The organism is Nakamurella alba (assembly GCF_009707545.1).
Lineage (GTDB): Bacteria > Actinomycetota > Actinomycetes > Mycobacteriales > Nakamurellaceae > Nakamurella > Nakamurella alba.
Genome location: NZ_WLYK01000013.1, coordinates 102,132 through 117,629, shown reverse-complemented (window position 1 = coordinate 117,629; position 15,498 = coordinate 102,132). Strand labels below are relative to the sequence as shown.

At 70.8% G+C, this 15,498-nt stretch carries 13 protein-coding genes; 7 read left to right on the top strand and 6 right to left on the bottom strand.

What is annotated here, in order from left to right; translation table 11 throughout:
* Positions 1-329: 329 nt before the first annotated feature.
* The 4 genes from leuA to GIS00_RS28100 all read right to left on the bottom strand — a co-directional run bounded on the left by leuA (position 330) and on the right by GIS00_RS28100 (position 4,603).
* On the bottom strand, positions 330-2,123 hold the full coding sequence (gene leuA / locus GIS00_RS24590) for a 2-isopropylmalate synthase (RefSeq protein WP_154771112.1): 1,794 nt from the start codon (positions 2,121-2,123) through the stop codon (positions 330-332).
* Positions 2,123-3,421: a hypothetical protein gene (locus tag GIS00_RS24585; protein ID WP_154771111.1), complete on the bottom strand. Its 1,299-nt coding sequence runs from the start codon at positions 3,419-3,421 to the stop codon at positions 2,123-2,125. Before GIS00_RS24585 ends, leuA begins: the two co-directional genes overlap by 1 nt.
* A gap of 108 nt (positions 3,422-3,529) precedes the next feature.
* Complete coding sequence (locus tag GIS00_RS24580) at positions 3,530-3,889, bottom strand: iron chaperone (RefSeq protein ID WP_154771110.1); 360 nt, start codon at positions 3,887-3,889, stop codon at positions 3,530-3,532.
* A gap of 21 nt (positions 3,890-3,910) precedes the next feature.
* Positions 3,911-4,603, bottom strand: coding sequence for a DNA alkylation repair protein (locus tag GIS00_RS28100; RefSeq protein WP_322098403.1), 693 nt, complete (start codon positions 4,601-4,603; stop codon positions 3,911-3,913).
* Between the two features lie 277 nt (positions 4,604-4,880).
* Between GIS00_RS28100 and GIS00_RS24570 the strand changes: the two genes are divergently transcribed.
* Together GIS00_RS24570 and GIS00_RS24565 are read left to right on the top strand one after the other, a co-directional pair.
* Positions 4,881-6,125, top strand: a complete 1,245-nt coding sequence (locus GIS00_RS24570) for an ABC transporter substrate-binding protein (protein WP_230314100.1) — start codon at positions 4,881-4,883, stop codon at positions 6,123-6,125.
* A complete protein-coding gene (locus GIS00_RS24565; protein WP_154771108.1) occupies positions 6,122-7,003 on the top strand; it encodes an alpha/beta fold hydrolase in 882 nt (293 codons plus the stop codon). Before GIS00_RS24570 ends, GIS00_RS24565 begins: the two co-directional genes overlap by 4 nt.
* Positions 7,004-7,082: 79 nt before the next feature.
* Here GIS00_RS24565 and GIS00_RS24560 read toward each other — a convergent pair whose 3' ends face one another.
* The gene (locus GIS00_RS24560; RefSeq protein ID WP_154771107.1) at positions 7,083-7,985 is read right to left on the bottom strand and encodes an SMP-30/gluconolactonase/LRE family protein; all 903 of its coding nucleotides are present in this window, start codon (positions 7,983-7,985) and stop codon (positions 7,083-7,085) included.
* An 18-nt stretch (positions 7,986-8,003) separates the two neighbouring features.
* Positions 8,004-9,542: a 3,4-dihydroxy-2-butanone-4-phosphate synthase gene (locus GIS00_RS24555; RefSeq protein WP_154771106.1), complete on the bottom strand. Its 1,539-nt coding sequence runs from the start codon at positions 9,540-9,542 to the stop codon at positions 8,004-8,006.
* Between the two features lie 652 nt (positions 9,543-10,194).
* Here GIS00_RS24555 and GIS00_RS24550 point away from each other — a divergent pair.
* From GIS00_RS24550 to GIS00_RS24530, 5 genes are all read left to right on the top strand, one after another.
* Positions 10,195-11,439, top strand: coding sequence for a thiolase family protein (locus GIS00_RS24550; RefSeq protein ID WP_230314099.1), 1,245 nt, complete (start codon positions 10,195-10,197; stop codon positions 11,437-11,439).
* Positions 11,439-11,831 carry a Zn-ribbon domain-containing OB-fold protein gene (locus GIS00_RS24545; RefSeq protein WP_154771105.1) on the top strand — a complete coding sequence of 131 codons (393 nt, stop codon included), beginning with the start codon at positions 11,439-11,441 and terminating at the stop codon, positions 11,829-11,831. The genes GIS00_RS24550 and GIS00_RS24545 overlap by 1 nt, the downstream gene beginning before the upstream one ends.
* A 9-nt stretch (positions 11,832-11,840) precedes the next feature.
* Entirely contained in the window at positions 11,841-13,427 is a 1,587-nt protein-coding gene (locus GIS00_RS24540) for a class I adenylate-forming enzyme family protein (RefSeq protein WP_154771104.1), read from the top strand.
* A gap of 7 nt (positions 13,428-13,434) precedes the next feature.
* Positions 13,435-14,031 (top strand): nuclear transport factor 2 family protein, encoded by a 597-nt coding sequence (locus GIS00_RS24535; protein WP_154771103.1) that lies wholly within the window; start codon positions 13,435-13,437, stop codon positions 14,029-14,031.
* A 159-nt stretch (positions 14,032-14,190) separates the two neighbouring features.
* Positions 14,191-15,444, top strand: a complete 1,254-nt coding sequence (locus GIS00_RS24530; protein WP_154771102.1) for an ABC transporter substrate-binding protein — start codon at positions 14,191-14,193, stop codon at positions 15,442-15,444.
* The last annotated feature ends 54 nt before the right edge of the window (positions 15,445-15,498 follow it).

Genomic DNA, 15,498 nt, shown 5'->3' with positions numbered 1-15,498 from the left:
CCAAACCCGCAGGTCAGAGCCGGTCACGCCACACCCCACCGGAGACCGATTCTGCAACACCCCCCGGTGCGTCGGTGGACGGCCCGGGACATGCGGGAATCTGCGGCCCGCGGTCGGGTGAGGTGGTGAGGGGCCGACGAGGGCTACCGGTCGGGACTTGCGGCCTTCGGGGGCTGTTCGGCCTCACGGAGTCTGGGTGGACGGCCCGGGAAATGCTGCGGACCGCACCAGTCATGCCGCATCACCACGCCGCATCGCCACGCCAGAGCAACCCCGGAGACACCGGTGGCGGCGTTCCACCTGGAACGCCGCCACCGGACAACAAATGATCAGTCCTGGTCGTCGACCTGCACGGCCGCGGCCCGGTTCACCGCGGAGACCATGGCCTTGAGGGAGGCACGGGTGATGGAGGAGTCGATGCCGACGCCCCAGAAGACCTGCGACCCGATGGCGCATTCGAGGTAGGCGGCGGCCCGGGCGTCGCCGCCGGCGGAGAGGGCGTGCTCGACGTAGTCCAGCACCCGGATGTCGTGTCCGACCTGGCCCAGGATGTCGGTGAAGGCGGCGACCGGGCCGTTGCCGGTCCCGCGCAGCACCTGCTCCTGCCCGTCCACGATGATCCGCGCGGCCAGGGTGTCGAGGTGGTCGGGCGCGTCCTCCGGGGTCTCGATCCGGGCGCGCAGGAACTCGACCGGGCTGGTGCGGTCCAGGTACTCGCCGGCGAAGAAGCCCCACATCGACGACGGCGAGACCTCGCCGCCCTCGGAGTCGGTGTGCTGCTGCACGACGCGGCTGAATTCGATCTGCAGCCGGCGCGGCAGGTCCAGGCCGTGCTCGGTCTTCATGATGTAGGCCACGCCGCCCTTGCCGGACTGCGAGTTCACCCGGATCACGGCCTCGTAGGAGCGGCCGACGTCCTTCGGGTCGATCGGCAGGTAGGGCACCTGCCAGGTGAACTCGTCCACCGGCACCCCCGCGGTCTGCGCGTCCCGGTTCAGGTGGTCGAAGCCCTTCTTGATCGCGTCCTGGTGCGATCCGGAGAAGGCGGTGTAGACCAGGTCGCCGCCGTACGGGTGCCGCTCCGGCACCGCCAGCTGGTTGCAGTACTCGACGGTGCGCCGGATCTCGTCGATGTCGGAGAAGTCGATCTGCGGGTCGACGCCCTGGCTGAACATGTTCAGGCCCAGGGTGACCAGGCAGACGTTGCCGGTGCGCTCGCCGTTGCCGAACAGGCAGCCCTCGATCCGGTCCGCGCCGGCCATGTAGCCCAGCTCGGCAGCGGCCACCGCAGTGCCGCGGTCGTTGTGCGGGTGCAGCGAGAGCACCAGCGCGTCACGGCGTTCCAGGTTGCGGTGCATCCACTCGATGGAGTCGGCGTAGACGTTCGGGGTGGCCATCTCGACGGTGGCCGGCAGGTTCACGATCATCGGGTTGGACGGGGTGGGCTGCCACACCGCGGACACCGCGTTGCACACCTCGACCGCGTACTCCAGCTCGGTGCCGGTGTAGGACTCGGGGGAGTACTCGAAACGCCAGTCGGTGTCCGGGTACTTCTCCGCCCAGCGGGCGACCTCCTCGGCGCCGTCGGTGGCGATCCGGGTGATGCCGGCGCGGTCCTGGCCGAACACCACGCGCCGCTGCAGGGTGGAGGTGGAGTTGTACAGGTGCACCACGGCCGAGTGGGATCCCTCGACGGCCTCGAAGGTGCGGGCGATCAGCTCCGGCCGGGCCTGGGTCAGCACCTGGATCCGGACGTCCTCGGGGATCGCCTCCTGCTCGATGATCTCGCGGACGAAGTCGAAGTCGGTCTGCGATGCGGCCGGGAACCCGACCTCGATCTCCTTGTAGCCCATGGCCACGAGCAGGTCGAACATGCGGCGCTTGCGGGCCGGGGTCATCGGGTCGATCAGCGCCTGGTTGCCGTCACGCAGGTCGACGGCGCACCACAGCGGTGCCTTGTCGATGACCTTCGTCGGCCAGGTGCGGTCGGGCAGGTCGATCGGGGCGAACGGCTGGTAGCGGGCGAACGGCATGCTGCTCGGGCGCTGGCGGTTCCATGCGGGCTGGCCGACCGGGATGTCGCCGGCGGGCGGGCGCAGGCGGGAGACGGGGGGAGTGCTCATCAGGAGTCCTTGTGGGAGCTGGATGGCGGAGACCCGGGTACGGATCCCCGACCAGAGGGATCGACCGGCAGCACAACGCCCCGCGACGGAGGAGCCAGTCGGGTGTCAGACTCCGTCGCGGCGGCTAAGGAGGAGCAGGCCTCCGCTGATGCGCACCACGCGGCCGACCCTACCCCCACCCCGTGGGCCCCGCGCAACCCGGTCCGGCACCCACCGGGGACTCGCCAGGGCGGGGTGGCGGCGAGATCGTCCAGTGCGGCCGCCTGCGACGCGGTCAGGTACCCGACGGTCTCCGGCCCGCCGACGGCCACCCGGTGGCAGATCTCCGTCTCTGCGACCAGCAGCCGCTCGCCCTGCAGCCAGTCCGAGGTGGTCGCCGGTGCAGCGGTCGCCGCGGGCAGCGTCCGGATCTCCACCCAGCTCACCGCGAAGGCGCCGCCGGGCGCACCGGCCGGTGGGCACTGCGCGCTGACGGAACGGCCCGGGGTCGGCCAGATCGCCTGCAGCTCCGTCGATGTCACCACGCCCACGCCGGTCAGTACGCCGTGCAGGTCGTAGCTGCAGACGCCGAAGGATCCGCTCGTGGGCGCCGGTATCCCGGTCGGCTCACCGAGCGGTCCGTTGCCGGCGGCGGGCAGTGACGACTCCCCGGCACAGCCCGCCCGCACCATCTCCGGTGATGCCCAGCGGGCGATCGGGGTCCGGGAGTGCAGCGGGCGCGCGGCCGCGAACGCATCGACCAGCGGCTGGGTTGCGCAGTCCGGGACCAGCGGCCGGATGCGGCTGCCGTCGTCGAGGGTCAGCACGAGTTCGGGGAAGTCCGGCTCCGAGGCGGCGCAGCCGACCCCGGGGGTCCGGATCGCGACGGCCAGGCCGGCCAGTGATGCAGCGGGGAACTGTTCGACCCGTTCGAAGGCGATGATGCCGCGGCCGGGGACCCACTCGGTCTCGCCGGTGCAGACCACCGCGGCGACGATGGTCTGGTCGCCGCGCAGCCGGTCGCGTTCCTCCGGGGCCGGCACCCCGTCGCAGGCATCGGCCGGACCGAAGCTGAACGGGGCGTCCCACGGTGCGACAGGCAGGTCGCCGATCGGGATGTCCGGGGCCGGGACGGATGTCGTGGCTGTATCGGTGGGCGCAGTGCGGGAGGTGGTCGACCCGGGGGGCACGGCGGATCCGGTCGGTGCTCCGGACAGGTCCGGGCGGCCGGTGCCGCTCCCGGCCCGGGCCGCCGTCGAGCACCCGCCCAGAACGGCGCAGAGCAGGACGACGAGCAGCCCGGTCCGGACCTGCCGCATCCACCGCTCCCGTCACCCGCCCGGCGACCGCGCCGTGCACCGTGTGGACGGCAGAGCTCCTGCCGACACCACTCAGGACGGCGGGAGCGACCGGTTGGTTGCAGGGCGTCAGGATGAATCGTCGGCGCCGTCGCGTTCCCGCAGCAGCGTGACGATCTGTTCGACCAGCGGCAACGGGATCGGATCGGAGTAACGGAAGTGCAGGGCGGCCTTGGCCGCGCGGTACGGGTCGATGGCCCTCTCGAACTCCGGGTCGCCACCAGGGGTCGGGTAGAACGCGACGTGCTTCTTCCAGCCGGCCACATGGACCAACCGCCGGCCGTCCAGCTCGAAGGTCGGCATGCCGTAGCTGATCGTCTCGGTGACGCCGGGGACGGCACGATGCACCGCCTGCCGGAACTGCTCCAGCACCGCCCGTCGTTCCGGGTCGAAGCCCGCCAGGTACTCGTCCACCGAACCCGGTGCCATTCCCGACCTCCCGCGCGTGAGTCAGAAGTGCTTCGTCGCCTCCCGGACCGACAGCGCGGACAGCCGGCCGTCGAACCGGTGCAGGAAGTCTCGCACCCAACCCTGGTCGGTGCGCGCGTACTGCCGCAGGGCCCAGCCGATCCCCTTGCGCAGGAAGAACTCCGACTCGTCCATGGCGGCGGAGATCGTCGCCTCCAGCAGGTCGGTGTCGGTGCGGGTCCTGGCGTCCAGCTGGCAGATGATCGCCGCGCGGCGCAGCCAGCGGTCGTCGGAGGCGGACCACCGCATGATCTCCGGCCGGGTACCCGCCGGGTCGGCCAACAGCACCTCGCCGACCCGGTGCGAGGCCTCGTCGACGTGGTCCCACCAGGCGCCGTCCACGATCATCTCGCGGTGCACCGGCAGCAGGTCGGGGCGGCCGCGGACCGGCTTCAGGGTCAGCAGCGCCTGCGCGGCGTACCGCTCCTCCCGGACCTCCGCCTCGCGCCAGAGATCCAGTGCGGCAACGGCGATGGCGTCCGGATCGGCCAGGCCCACCTCGCGCGCCGCCGCCAGGGTCAGCGCCCGCGTCGCCGGCACCCGGACGCCGGCGAACGGCATCTCCGACTTCATGTAGGCCTGCATGCCCGGGGCGAGCACCGGGTCCGCCTCCTGGCGGATCCGCTCGCGGATCGTCCGGGCCAGGGCTGCCGGTGGCGTGCTCGTCGGGGTCACCGGACGAGCGTGCCCCGGAAGCAGGATCCCGGACAAGTGCCGGACACCATCGGGAAAGTCGGTCCGCTGTCTTGTGTCCCGCACGGAGCCATGCCACCATGTCTCCAAACAAACAATAGTTCGGATGCTCGACGAGGGCGTTCCCGCCACCACGGCACGGAGTCGTGCCGGTCCGCCGGAGCGTCGTCCGGTCGCGCCGCCCAGGCGTGCCGGAATCCGGACAAAAGGCCCCTCGCGCTCGCGGGAAGGGCCGGGAACCGACCTGCATGGAGGAGCAATGAAGCTTTCCCTCGTCCGCCGGGCCGTGCCCGCGATGGTGATCGCCCTGGGCGTCACCGCGTGCGGGAGCAGCGCCGACACGTCCGGATCGACGTCGTCCGGCGGTGGTGGGGGTGACGGCGGCATCCACTTCCAGGTCACCGCCGCGGTGGGCAGCAGCCTGACCAACTACCCCGACGTCGAGGCGGGTGCCAACGCCGCCGTGGCGGCCATCAACAAGGCCGGTGGGGTCAACGGCAAGCAGATCACGATGACCTTCTGCAACACCCGCGGCGATGTGAACCAGGCGATGGCCTGTGCCCGCCAGGCCGACACCGACGGTGCGGACGCCGTTCTCGGGCGCGTCGACATCTACAGCCCGCAGACACTGCCGATCATCGAGGCGGCGAAGATCCCGGACATCGGCAGTGTGTCCACCGGAGCGGATCTCGACTACGTCAGCCCGATCACCTTCCCGTTGGCGCCGGGCACGTTCGGCGCCTATGCCGCTTCGCCCCAGGCCTTCAAGGACGGCGGCGCGAAGTCCATGGTGGTGGTGACGGTCGATCTCGGCATCGGCATCAAGCAGGCCGAGGTCACCGGCGCCGTCGGCGAGGCCATCGGTCTCGAGGTCAAGCCGATGATCAAGGTGCCCACCCAGGGCGTCACCGACTTCACCCCGTTCGCCCAGCAGGTCAAGGACAGCGGTGCCGACGCCGTGCTGATCCAGCTCGGGCCGACCGGTGGTCAGGCCTTCGTCAAGGCGGCCGATGCCATCGGTCTCCAGGCGCAACTCGGTGGCACGGCGTTCTCGCTCGGCCAGTCCGAAGGGGCCGGGCTCGGCGCGCTCGCGAGCCGGCTGATGGTGACGTCCCCGTACCCCTCGACCGACGACCTGTCGGTGGACGGGATCGCCCGCTACAACAAGGAACTCGACGACAACGGGGTGGCGAAGGACCCGGCGCTGCGGCGGCTCGCCGGCCTCAACGCCTGGCTGTCGGTCTACGCGGCGGCCGAGGTGGCCAAGACCATCCAGGGTGACGTGACCAAGGAGAGCATGCTCGAGGCATTGGGCAAGGCGAAGGACATCGACCTCTTCGACCTGGTCACCTTCAGTCCGGCCGACCTGGGCACCGATGTCGACGCGGATGCCTACCCGCGGTTCCCGAAGGTGCCCTACCATGCGCTGACCTTCGACGGCGCCGTGATGAAGGACGCCGGCCAGCCGGAGATCCCGGACCCGTTCGGTCCGATCCGCGGATGACCACATCCGGTCTGCGGCACGGCCGGACCCTGGTCGGGGACGTGGTGCTGCATCACGTCTCCGCCGGGGAGGGGCCACCGCTGTTGCTGCTGCACGGCTTCCCGCAGACATGGTACGAGTGGCGGCACGTGATCGACGATCTCGCCGCCGATCATCTGGTGATCGCACCTGATCACCGTGGGGCCGGCCTGTCCGGCCGGCCCCACGGCGGGTACGACAAGGTCACCATGGCGCGGGACATCCGGTTGCTGATGGACGTTCTCGCGCCCGGGCAGCGACCGGTGGTGGTCGGCCACGACATGGGATCGTTCCTCGCCTTCGCCTACGCCACCGAGTTCCCCGACGACATCGCCGGTCTGTGCCTCGTCGACGCCCCGGTGCCGGGCACCGCGGCGTGGTCGTCGCTGCTGGCCAACCCGAAGGTCTGGCACGTCGCGTTCCACGGCGCCCGTGACGTCGCGGAGATGCTGGTCGCCGGCCGCGAACGGGCCTACCTCGACCAGTTCTTCGACCTGCGCGCCCACCACCCGGAACGGATCACCCGCGCCGACCGGGACCACTACACCGAGGCCTACGAGCAGCCGGGCGCGATGCGCGCGGCCTTCGAGGCCTACCGGGCCCTCCCGGACGATGCCGTCCGCAACGCGGATCTGCTGGCCGCCGGGAAGCTCACCCTCCCGCTGCACGTGATGGTCGGGACGTGGAGCAACAGCGGCCCTCTGCTGCGCGGCATGATCCCGGAGATCGCCGCGGACCCGGACGTCGTGCGGTGCACGGAGTTCCGGGAGTGCGGGCACTGGGTCCCGGAGGAGCAGCCTGAGGCCTTCGTGGCCGACCTGCGGGAGTTCCTGCACCGGATCGGCCACGGCGCCGGTTGATCACGAGCGCCGGCACACAGAAAGAACGCAACTGCCAAGGGCCCGATCGCCACAGCGACCGGGCCCTTGGCGTACCGGATCAGGGTCGTCCGGCGCCGGGCACCTCGACCTCGATGCGACGGAGCGTGCCGCGGTGCTCGACGCTCGGGTCACCGTCCCCGTAGCGGAACGTGCACGCGAGGAAGAGCGTGCGGCGGTCGGGTCCGCCCAGGGTGGCGGCGAAGACGGTGTGCGGGGCGGTGGAGACGTGCTCCAGCACCCCACCGCCCTCGGCCACCCGGGTGATGCCGTCGCCATGACAATCGGCCAGCCACAGGGCTCCCGACTCGTCCAGGGCCATCCCGTCGGGCAGCAGCACCCCGGCCGCCAGCGCCTCCGGCACGGTGGTGAACACCTGGTCGGTGAACGAGGCCCACACCCGGCGGTTGGTCAGCGATCCGTCGGGCAGTCGGTCGAACGCGGTCACTCGCGCGGCGAAGGTCTCGTTGACGTAGAGCGTCGCGCCGTCCGGGCTGATCGCCATCCCGTTGGGGCAGATCATGTCCTCCGCCACGGGCGTGACGGTGCCGTCCGGGTCGACCCGGACCAGGGTGGCCGGCGCGATGACAGGGTCCGTGGCCTCGTCCCAGCCGAAGTTGCCGATGTACGCACGACCCCGCTCGTCGACGACCATGTCGTTCGCGTGCCAGGTGGCGAATCCGGCGATCGACGCGACCTCGGTCAGCGCCCCGTCGTGCAGGCGGAGCAGCCGGCGGTCCGTCATCGAGACCACCAGCAGATCGCCGTCCGGTGTCCAACCGAGACCCGATGATTGCTCAGGGATCTCGCACACCGTCTGTGGCTCACCGATGCCGCCGGGCCAGCGCAGCACCCGGTGGGCGAAGAAGTCGGAGGCGTAGGCGTCGCCGTCGTGCCACCGCACGCCCTCCAGGAAGGCGTGGCCGTCGCTGACGACCTCCGGCACCGTGGTGGATCTGGTCATGCGGTCCTCCGTTGGCGATCAGTTGGACGAGTGGGTGCGGGCGGCCACCGCCGGCGGCACCATGGCCAGCCGCCGGATCTCGCGGATGTCGCTCTCGATCTGCACGACCAGGGCCTCGACGGACTCGAAGGGCAGGGTCGGGCGGACGAACGTCAGCGGCAGCACCTCGACACGGCGGCCGTACAGGTCCCCGGTGAAGTCGAGCAGGTGCACCTCGAAGCGCTGGTCGGTGCCGGGGAACGTCGGATTGGACCCGACGCTGATCGCCGCCGGGACGAAGTCGGACGGGCCGGCGTCGCCGACCACCCGGGCCAGCCCGCCGTAGACACCGTCCGGCAGCCGGCAGCGATCCACCTCGATACCGATGTTGGCGGTCGGGAAACCCAGTTCCCGGCCGCGCTTGTCACCGTGCACCACAGTGCCGATCACGGTGGCGAGGGTGTCGGCCCCGGCGGCCGCGCCGGGAGCCCGGACCACCGACCGCGGGGCCCGGTCACGCGGTCCGACCCGCACGCCGTGGTCCCACAGTGCTCCGACCAGGTCGTCGCCGATCTCCACCGCGGTCACGGACACGAGACCCAGCTCCGCGACGATCGCCGCAGCGGTGGCCACGTGCGCGGCGCGGTCCGGGTCGGCGCCGGCGGCGCACCAGGTGGCGATCGCATCCTCCGGAGCCCGGACGGCCACCCGCACCAGTGCGCCCGAACCCGACCACTCCAACGCCCGGATCGCGGCGTCGCGACGTGACCGGCAGCCGCACAGCACCCCGCCGAGCAGGTGTTCCTGCGGGCAGTCGACGTGGATGTGCACCGCCGCGCCGTGCTCGGGCAGCTCACCCCACATCGTCGCACTGTGCACCGGTCCGCCACGCACGTCGCGGTACGCCTGCACCCGGACCTCGTGCCGGTCGGTGCGCAGGGTGCTGCCGCGCAACGCCACCACGCGTGGGGTGGCCAGGAACGACACGACCTCGTCGACCGTCACCGCGCACAGGTCGTGCTCGGCGGCGAAGGCCTCGAGGCCGTCGCGCCCGGGCAGTCCGCCCGGGGCCAGGTCGCCGACGAGGGCGGTGAGCGCGGCCACCGGCCGCAGACCGGCGGCGGTGACGAGGCCGACGGCGACCTCCGGCAGGGCCCGGTGCGAGGCGGTGCCGTCATCGGCGACCCGGATCGGGACGACGTGTCCGGGCCGGGACAGGTCCAGGCACGACCCGGCCGGGTCGGCCAGGGTGCGGACGGTCAGCGAGCGGTCCTCCGCGGAGATCCCGGTGCCCCCGCCCAGCGCGTCCACGCTGACGGTGTAGCCCCGCGACCCGGGAGCAGCGGCCGGATCCATCGGCACCAGCCCGAACCGGTCGGCATCGGCACCGGTCACCGCGACGGTGAGGAACCCGGATCCGTGACGCACCGAGAACGCCACCACCTCGGGCGTGGTGTGCTCGCCCGCTGCGGTGACGGCGCCCACGCACTCGGGACCGCTGTCGTCGATCAGCACCACCGGTTGGCCGGCCCGCAACGCCGCCACGGCGTGCAGCACGGTCCCGTCGGACTTCCGCATGACCCGAACCTCCTCGTCCAGAACACAGCGACCCGGCGCACGGCGGCAGGTCGACCTCGATGGTAAGGCCTGCCGGAAACAAATGGTAGTTCGGAGAGCGGTCCTGTGATGCGGGAGTCGGCACCTGTGTCGAGAGGAACTGCTGTGCAGAACATCTCGCAGGGCACCGCCGAGCGGCGGTCGTCGGGGAGCTGGGTGACGGGCGTCACTCCGACTGTCGGCGGGCTGCAGCTCGGGTCGCGGCTGCCACGGTGGTACCAACCGTGCCGCAGCAGGTGGGGCCGGTGGGTGGCCGGCCGGAGGGGTCGTCGCAAGGCCGTCGGCGAGGCGTCGTCACCTGCTGTCCGGCAGCCTTGTGGGAAGGTGCGCACGGGTTCGGCCTTGACAGCCCATCCACCTGCCCCGAGTATCAAAACAAATACTTGTTCGGAGGCTCGAAGATGAGTGCAGGACGCCGGGCGCGAGCCCGGGCCCGATCGTCCCCCGGTGCTGCGTCGCCGCGGGACCACCCCGGCGCCGCCGGTCATCCACCGCCATCTGCCGCAGCACCCGACCACCCGCCACCCCGGCGTGGCGGTCCCGCCTCTCACAGTTCCCGCACCCCGGTGCGATCGTTCGTCCAGTCCCGTTGTCGTTCGGAGGAAGTCCGCCCGTGACCCCATCAGTCCCAGCCCCGCCCCCGACCACCGGCACGGCGTTGCACATCGTGCCCGGCGCCGACAATGATCCGGTGTTCGTCGGCGTCGGCGAGATCAAGTCGGGCAAGTTCCCCGACCGCACCCACGTGCAGGCCCTCACCCAGGTGGGGGTCCGCGCACTGAAGGACGCGGGGATGAAGCCGGCCGACATCGACACCGTGCTGCTGATCCCGAACCTGCACTCCTTCGACGAGCAGGCCGACCTGATCTTCTCCCGCATGGTGGAGGAGCTGGGTCTCAACAAGCACGCCAAGGCGAACTTCATGGTCCACTCCGGGGGGTCGACCTCGGACAACGCGGTGCGGGTGGCCTCCGGCCTGCTCAGCGCCGGTCACGCGAAGAACGTGCTGGTGTTGCAGGCCGAGCTCTGGGGCTCGGCGGACCTGGCACAGATGATCACCATGCTGAGCTGGAACGGCATCCCGAAGCAATGGGAACGCCCGGTGGGCCTGCACTTCAACGCGATCGGCGCGCTGATCCAGCAGCGCTACATGGTCGACTCCGGCTCGAGCCCGGAGGACATGGCCGGGGTCTGCGTGTCCCTGCGCAAGTGGGCGCAGCTCAACCCGAATGCCATGTTCGGCCACAAGCCGCTCACCGTCGAGCAGGTGCTCGCCTCCAAGATGATCTCCGACCCGCTCCGCGCCCTCGAGTGCCCGCCGCTCGCCGACGGCGGTGTCGGGTTCGTGATGACCACCGCGGGCGAGGCGAAACGGCGTGGCATCCCGGGCGTGCGGATCGCCGGGTCCGGCGGGTGCGTGAGCCACTACAGCATCGGCCAGGAGACCGAGCTCTCGGTGCTCGGCTGGAAGATCGCGGCCGAGCGTGCCTACGAGCAGTCGGGATGGGGGCCGGAGGACGCCGACTTCGGCGAGATCTACGACAGCTACGCGGCTGTCACCGCGATCGCGGCGGAGGGCATGGGCCTGTGCAAGCCGGGCGAGGGTGCGCGGTGGATCCTGCAGTCCACCGGTCCGGGCGGTGAGTTCCCGCTGAACACCAACGGTGGCCTGCTCTCCGCCGGACACACAGGTGTCGGCGGCGGCACCGCCCTGCTGGCGGAGGGGATCCGGCAGATGCTCGGCCGAGCGGAATCCGAACGACAGATCGAGAAGGTGGACCGCTGCATCGTCGGCGGTTCCGGAGGGAGCTACATGGACTCGCAGGTGCTGCTGCTGGAGAAGGCGGCGACCCGCTGATGGCCGACATCCTCACCGACGAGTACCGCGACGGGCTGCGCCGCGGCGAACTGCTGATCCAGAAGTGCCCGGACTGCGGCACTCTCACGCTCTACCCGAAGTACGCGTGCACGAACTGCCAGAGCGAGCAGTGGGAGTGGCAGCCCGCCGGCGGCCACGGGGTACTGCACTCGTTCACGGTCTCCCGGATCGGTGCCCCGATCGGGTTCGAGGACGACCTGCCCTACGCGCTCGCCGTGGTGAAGCTGGACGAGGGCGTGCAGCTGCTCGGCCGGCTGATCGCCGACGAGGACGGCGACTGGTCCGGTTTCCGCTGCGACGACCTGCTCGAGTACGTCCCGACGCCCGACGACGACCGGCCGATCGCCTGGTTCCGTCGGCGGGCGAGCTGACGGCCGCGGATGAACGTCGCGTCCTTCCTCGAGAAGTCGGCCCGCCAGTGGGGTGAGAACCCCGCCTACATCCACGGTGCCGAGCAGCGCACCTACACCGAGTTCCTGGACCGGGTGCTGCGGGTCGGCGGCGGCCTCCGGGCTCTGGGCCTGGCACCCGGGGACCGGGTCGCCTTCGTCCTCCAGAACAGCCCACGGATCCTGGAGACCATCTACGCCTGCTTCGCCGCCGGCCTGGTCGTGGTGCCGGTCAACGCGCGGCTGCATCCCCGCGAGATCGCTTACATCGCGGAGAACTCCGGCGCCCGCGTGCTGGTCTACGACCCGGACTTCGCGGAGGGTCTGGCGGCGCACCGCGATGCCTTCCCGGGCGTCGAGTGGTGGGTCGGACTGGCACCGGCGGAGGGCCACCTGCTGTTCGAGGACCTGGCCACCGGCATCGAGAAGCTCTCCACCGTCATAGATGTCGCGCCGACCGATCCGTGCTGGCTGTTCTACACCTCCGGCACCACCGGACGGCCGAAGGGTGCGACCTGGTCGCACCGCACCGCCACCGCGGTGCTGATGAACTACCTCGCCGACGTGCACCCGATCGAGCCCGGGGAGGTAGTGCTGCACGCGGCACCGATGTCGCACGGCAGCGGGATCGTGGCGATGCCGGCCATCGCCCGGGGTGCGACCAATGCGATCATGCCGGCCGGCAGCTTCAGCCCGAACGCGCTGTTCGCCGAAATCGAGCGACTGCGGGTGGGGCACATCGCGTTCGTCGCGCCCACCCAGATCATCGCGATGCTGGACGAGTTCGTGCCGGGCAGCTACGACCTGTCCTCGCTCCGGGCGGTGCTGTACGGCGGCGCGCCGATCTACGTGGAGCAGCTCAAGCAGGCGATCGAGACCTTCGGGCCGGTGTTCGTCCAGATCTACGGCCAGGGCGAGGCGCCGATCACCATCTCCTGGTTGTCGGCACGGCAGCATGCCGAGCTGCTGGCCGCCGGCGATGCACGGGTCGGCTCGGCGGGTATCACCCGCACCGATGTGGAGGCGCGGATCGTCGATGCCGACGACAACCTCTTGCCGCCCGGCCAGGTCGGCGAGATCGTGGCCCGCGGCGACATGGTCATGCTCGGCTACTGGAACAACCCGGAGGCCACCGCCGAGACCATGCGCGGCGGCTGGCTGCACACCGGCGACATCGGCATGTTCGACGAGAAGGGCTACCTCTTCCTGCTGGACCGTGCCAAGGACGTCATCATCTCCGGCGGCAACAACGTCTACCCGCGTGAGGTCGAGGAGGTCATCACCCAGATCCCGGGTGTGGCCAACTGTGTCGTGTTGGGTATCCCGCACGACTACTGGGGTGAGGCGGTGCACGCCGTGGTGATGCCCGAGCGCGGCCGCACCTTCACCGAGCGCGAGATCATCGAGCACTGCGCCGCGCACCTGGCCGGTTACAAGAAGCCCAAGAGCGTGGAGTTCATGGACGAGCTGCCGCTGTCCGGCTACGGCAAGGTGCAGCGCCGCGAGCTCCGGGAGAAGTACTGGGAAGGCTCAGGCCGCAGGATCGGTGGCGGCGTGGCCGCACCGGCGGCCGGGTAGACCGGTCATGGCAAGGACTCTCGAGGAACTGGACGCGATCGTCGCCGACCTGCAGGACCGGTCGGCCATCCGCGACGTGCTCATGCGGTACTCCCGGGGCGTCGACCGGCTGGACCGGGATCTCCTGCTGTCGGTGTACCACCCGGACGCGATCGACGACCACGGTGTCTTCATCGGGACCGCCGAGGCGTTCGCCGACTGGGCCATCGGGATGCACACGACGACCCATGTCTCGCACCAGCACGCCATCTTCAACATCTCGATCGACCTCGACGGCGACGTCGCACACACCGAGTCGTACTACATGTTCGTCGGGCTGAACCGGGAGGGCAAGCCGCTGACCATGGGTGGCGGCCGCTACATGGACCGCTTCGAGAAGCGCGACGGTCGGTGGGCGATCGCCGCCCGGGTGTGCCTGCGGGACTGGGCGCAGCTCGACGCCGTCCCCGAGCACCTCGACCAGAGCGCGATGACCGCGGTGAAAGGCCTGGCGCCGCAGGTGATCGAGGCGATGCGGACCGGGCCGCAGCCGGCCCGGGACCGGTCCGACCCCTCCTACGACCGCCCGCTGGTGGTCGATCCGCGCCGCAGCACCTCCGGCTGAGTCCGGCAACGGGCCGGGTGCCGGCCGCTCACGCCGGGCGGCCGGCTCCCGGCCCGTCGGGTCCGGGGCACGCGCAGTAGTTGACCGAAGTGTCTTGTGGCACAGCATGCCGGTGTGTCACCATGAGAAAACAAACAATTGTTTGGAGAAGGAGCAACGATGCTCGGATCCGCGGCTCTCCGCCGTTCCGCCGTGCGAGGTGCCGTCGCAGTGGTGCTGGCCGGCTCGCTGGCCGCCTGCGGCCAGGAGAACTCCGCCGGTGGGACGTCCGGTGGTGCAGCAGCTTCCGGTGACACGGTGAAGTTCATGTCGATCGCCGCGGTGGGCTCGGCCCTGACGAACTACCCGGACGTGGACGCCGGGGCCAAGGCCGCCGTCGAGGCGATCAACAAGGCCGGGGGTATCAACGGCAAGCAGATCAGCTACCAGTTCTGCAACACCCAGGGTGACGCGAACCAGGCCGCGGCTTGCGCGCGCAAGGCCCAGACCGAGGGCGTGGCAGCGGTTGTCGGCGAGGTGGACATCTACTCCAGCCAGAGCATGCCGATCCTCGAGGCCGCCGGGATCCCGAACATCGGGAACCTGCCGGCCGGCGGCGCCATCGACTACGAGAATCCGGTGTCCTATCCGCTGCACGAAGGCAACTACGGCGCCTTCACCGCGGCGCCCTACGCGTTCAAAGCTGCGGGGAAGAAGAAGATGGCGGTGGTGGCACTGGACTTCGCCGCGACCGCCGCACAGGTCGAGATCGTGAACAAGGCGATCGCCGTGTCCGGGATGCCGACCGCGGGGGAGGTCAAGATCCCGGCGCAGGGGGTCACCGACTACGCGCCGTACGCCCAGCAGCTCAAGGATCTCGGCGTCGACTCCGCGCTGGTGATGCTCGGACCGACCGGTCTGCAGGGCATGTACAAAGCGGTCAAGGGGATGGCGCTGGACGTGCAGCTGGCGGGCACGGTGTTCTCCTTCGGCGAGGCCGAGGCGCAGGCGATCGGCGAGGCGGCCGACGGGATCTGGGTGCTCAGCCCGTTGCCCGGCATCCACGACGACCAGGACGCCGCGGTGAAACAGTGGAACGAGCAGCTGACGGCCACCGGTGTTGCCGACGGCGACCCGGGACTGCGCCGGGCCGCCGGCCTGAACACCTGGCTGGCCTTCCAGGCGGCGGCGGCCGTCGCGAAGACCATCACCGGCCCGGTCACCGCCGAGTCGATGAGCGCGGCGTTGAAGTCCGCCAAGGACGTGGACGTCGCCGGTCTGCTGACCTGGAGCCCGGCCGAGCTCGGCACGGCCGCACTCGGCGCGTTCCCGCGACTGCCGTCCTCGACCTACCGGGTGGTGACCTACGAGGGCGGCGTCCAGGTGGACGCGGACCAGCCCGAGATCGAGGAACCGCTCACCGGCGTCCGGTGACGACCCGCACCATCCGCCCGCCGACAGGTCCCGACATCCGGACCACCCGAACGA

Bases quoted from the DNA above. Each gene is read 5' to 3' on its own strand.
- leuA (WP_154771112.1), bottom strand. From the start codon at position 2,123: ATGAGCACTCCCCCCGTCTCCCGCCTGCGCCCGCCCGCCGGCGACATC.
- GIS00_RS24585 (WP_154771111.1), bottom strand. From the start codon at position 3,421: ATGCGGCAGGTCCGGACCGGGCTGCTCGTCGTCCTGCTCTGCGCCGTT.
- GIS00_RS24580 (WP_154771110.1), bottom strand. From the start codon at position 3,889: ATGGCACCGGGTTCGGTGGACGAGTACCTGGCGGGCTTCGACCCGGAA.
- GIS00_RS24570 (WP_230314100.1), top strand. From the start codon at position 4,881: ATGAAGCTTTCCCTCGTCCGCCGGGCCGTGCCCGCGATGGTGATCGCC.
- GIS00_RS24565 (WP_154771108.1), top strand. From the start codon at position 6,122: ATGACCACATCCGGTCTGCGGCACGGCCGGACCCTGGTCGGGGACGTG.
- GIS00_RS24560 (WP_154771107.1), bottom strand. From the start codon at position 7,985: ATGACCAGATCCACCACGGTGCCGGAGGTCGTCAGCGACGGCCACGCC.
- GIS00_RS24555 (WP_154771106.1), bottom strand. From the start codon at position 9,542: ATGCGGAAGTCCGACGGGACCGTGCTGCACGCCGTGGCGGCGTTGCGG.
- GIS00_RS24545 (WP_154771105.1), top strand. From the start codon at position 11,439: ATGGCCGACATCCTCACCGACGAGTACCGCGACGGGCTGCGCCGCGGC.
- GIS00_RS24540 (WP_154771104.1), top strand. From the start codon at position 11,841: ATGAACGTCGCGTCCTTCCTCGAGAAGTCGGCCCGCCAGTGGGGTGAG.
- GIS00_RS24535 (WP_154771103.1), top strand. From the start codon at position 13,435: ATGGCAAGGACTCTCGAGGAACTGGACGCGATCGTCGCCGACCTGCAG.
- GIS00_RS24530 (WP_154771102.1), top strand. From the start codon at position 14,191: ATGCTCGGATCCGCGGCTCTCCGCCGTTCCGCCGTGCGAGGTGCCGTC.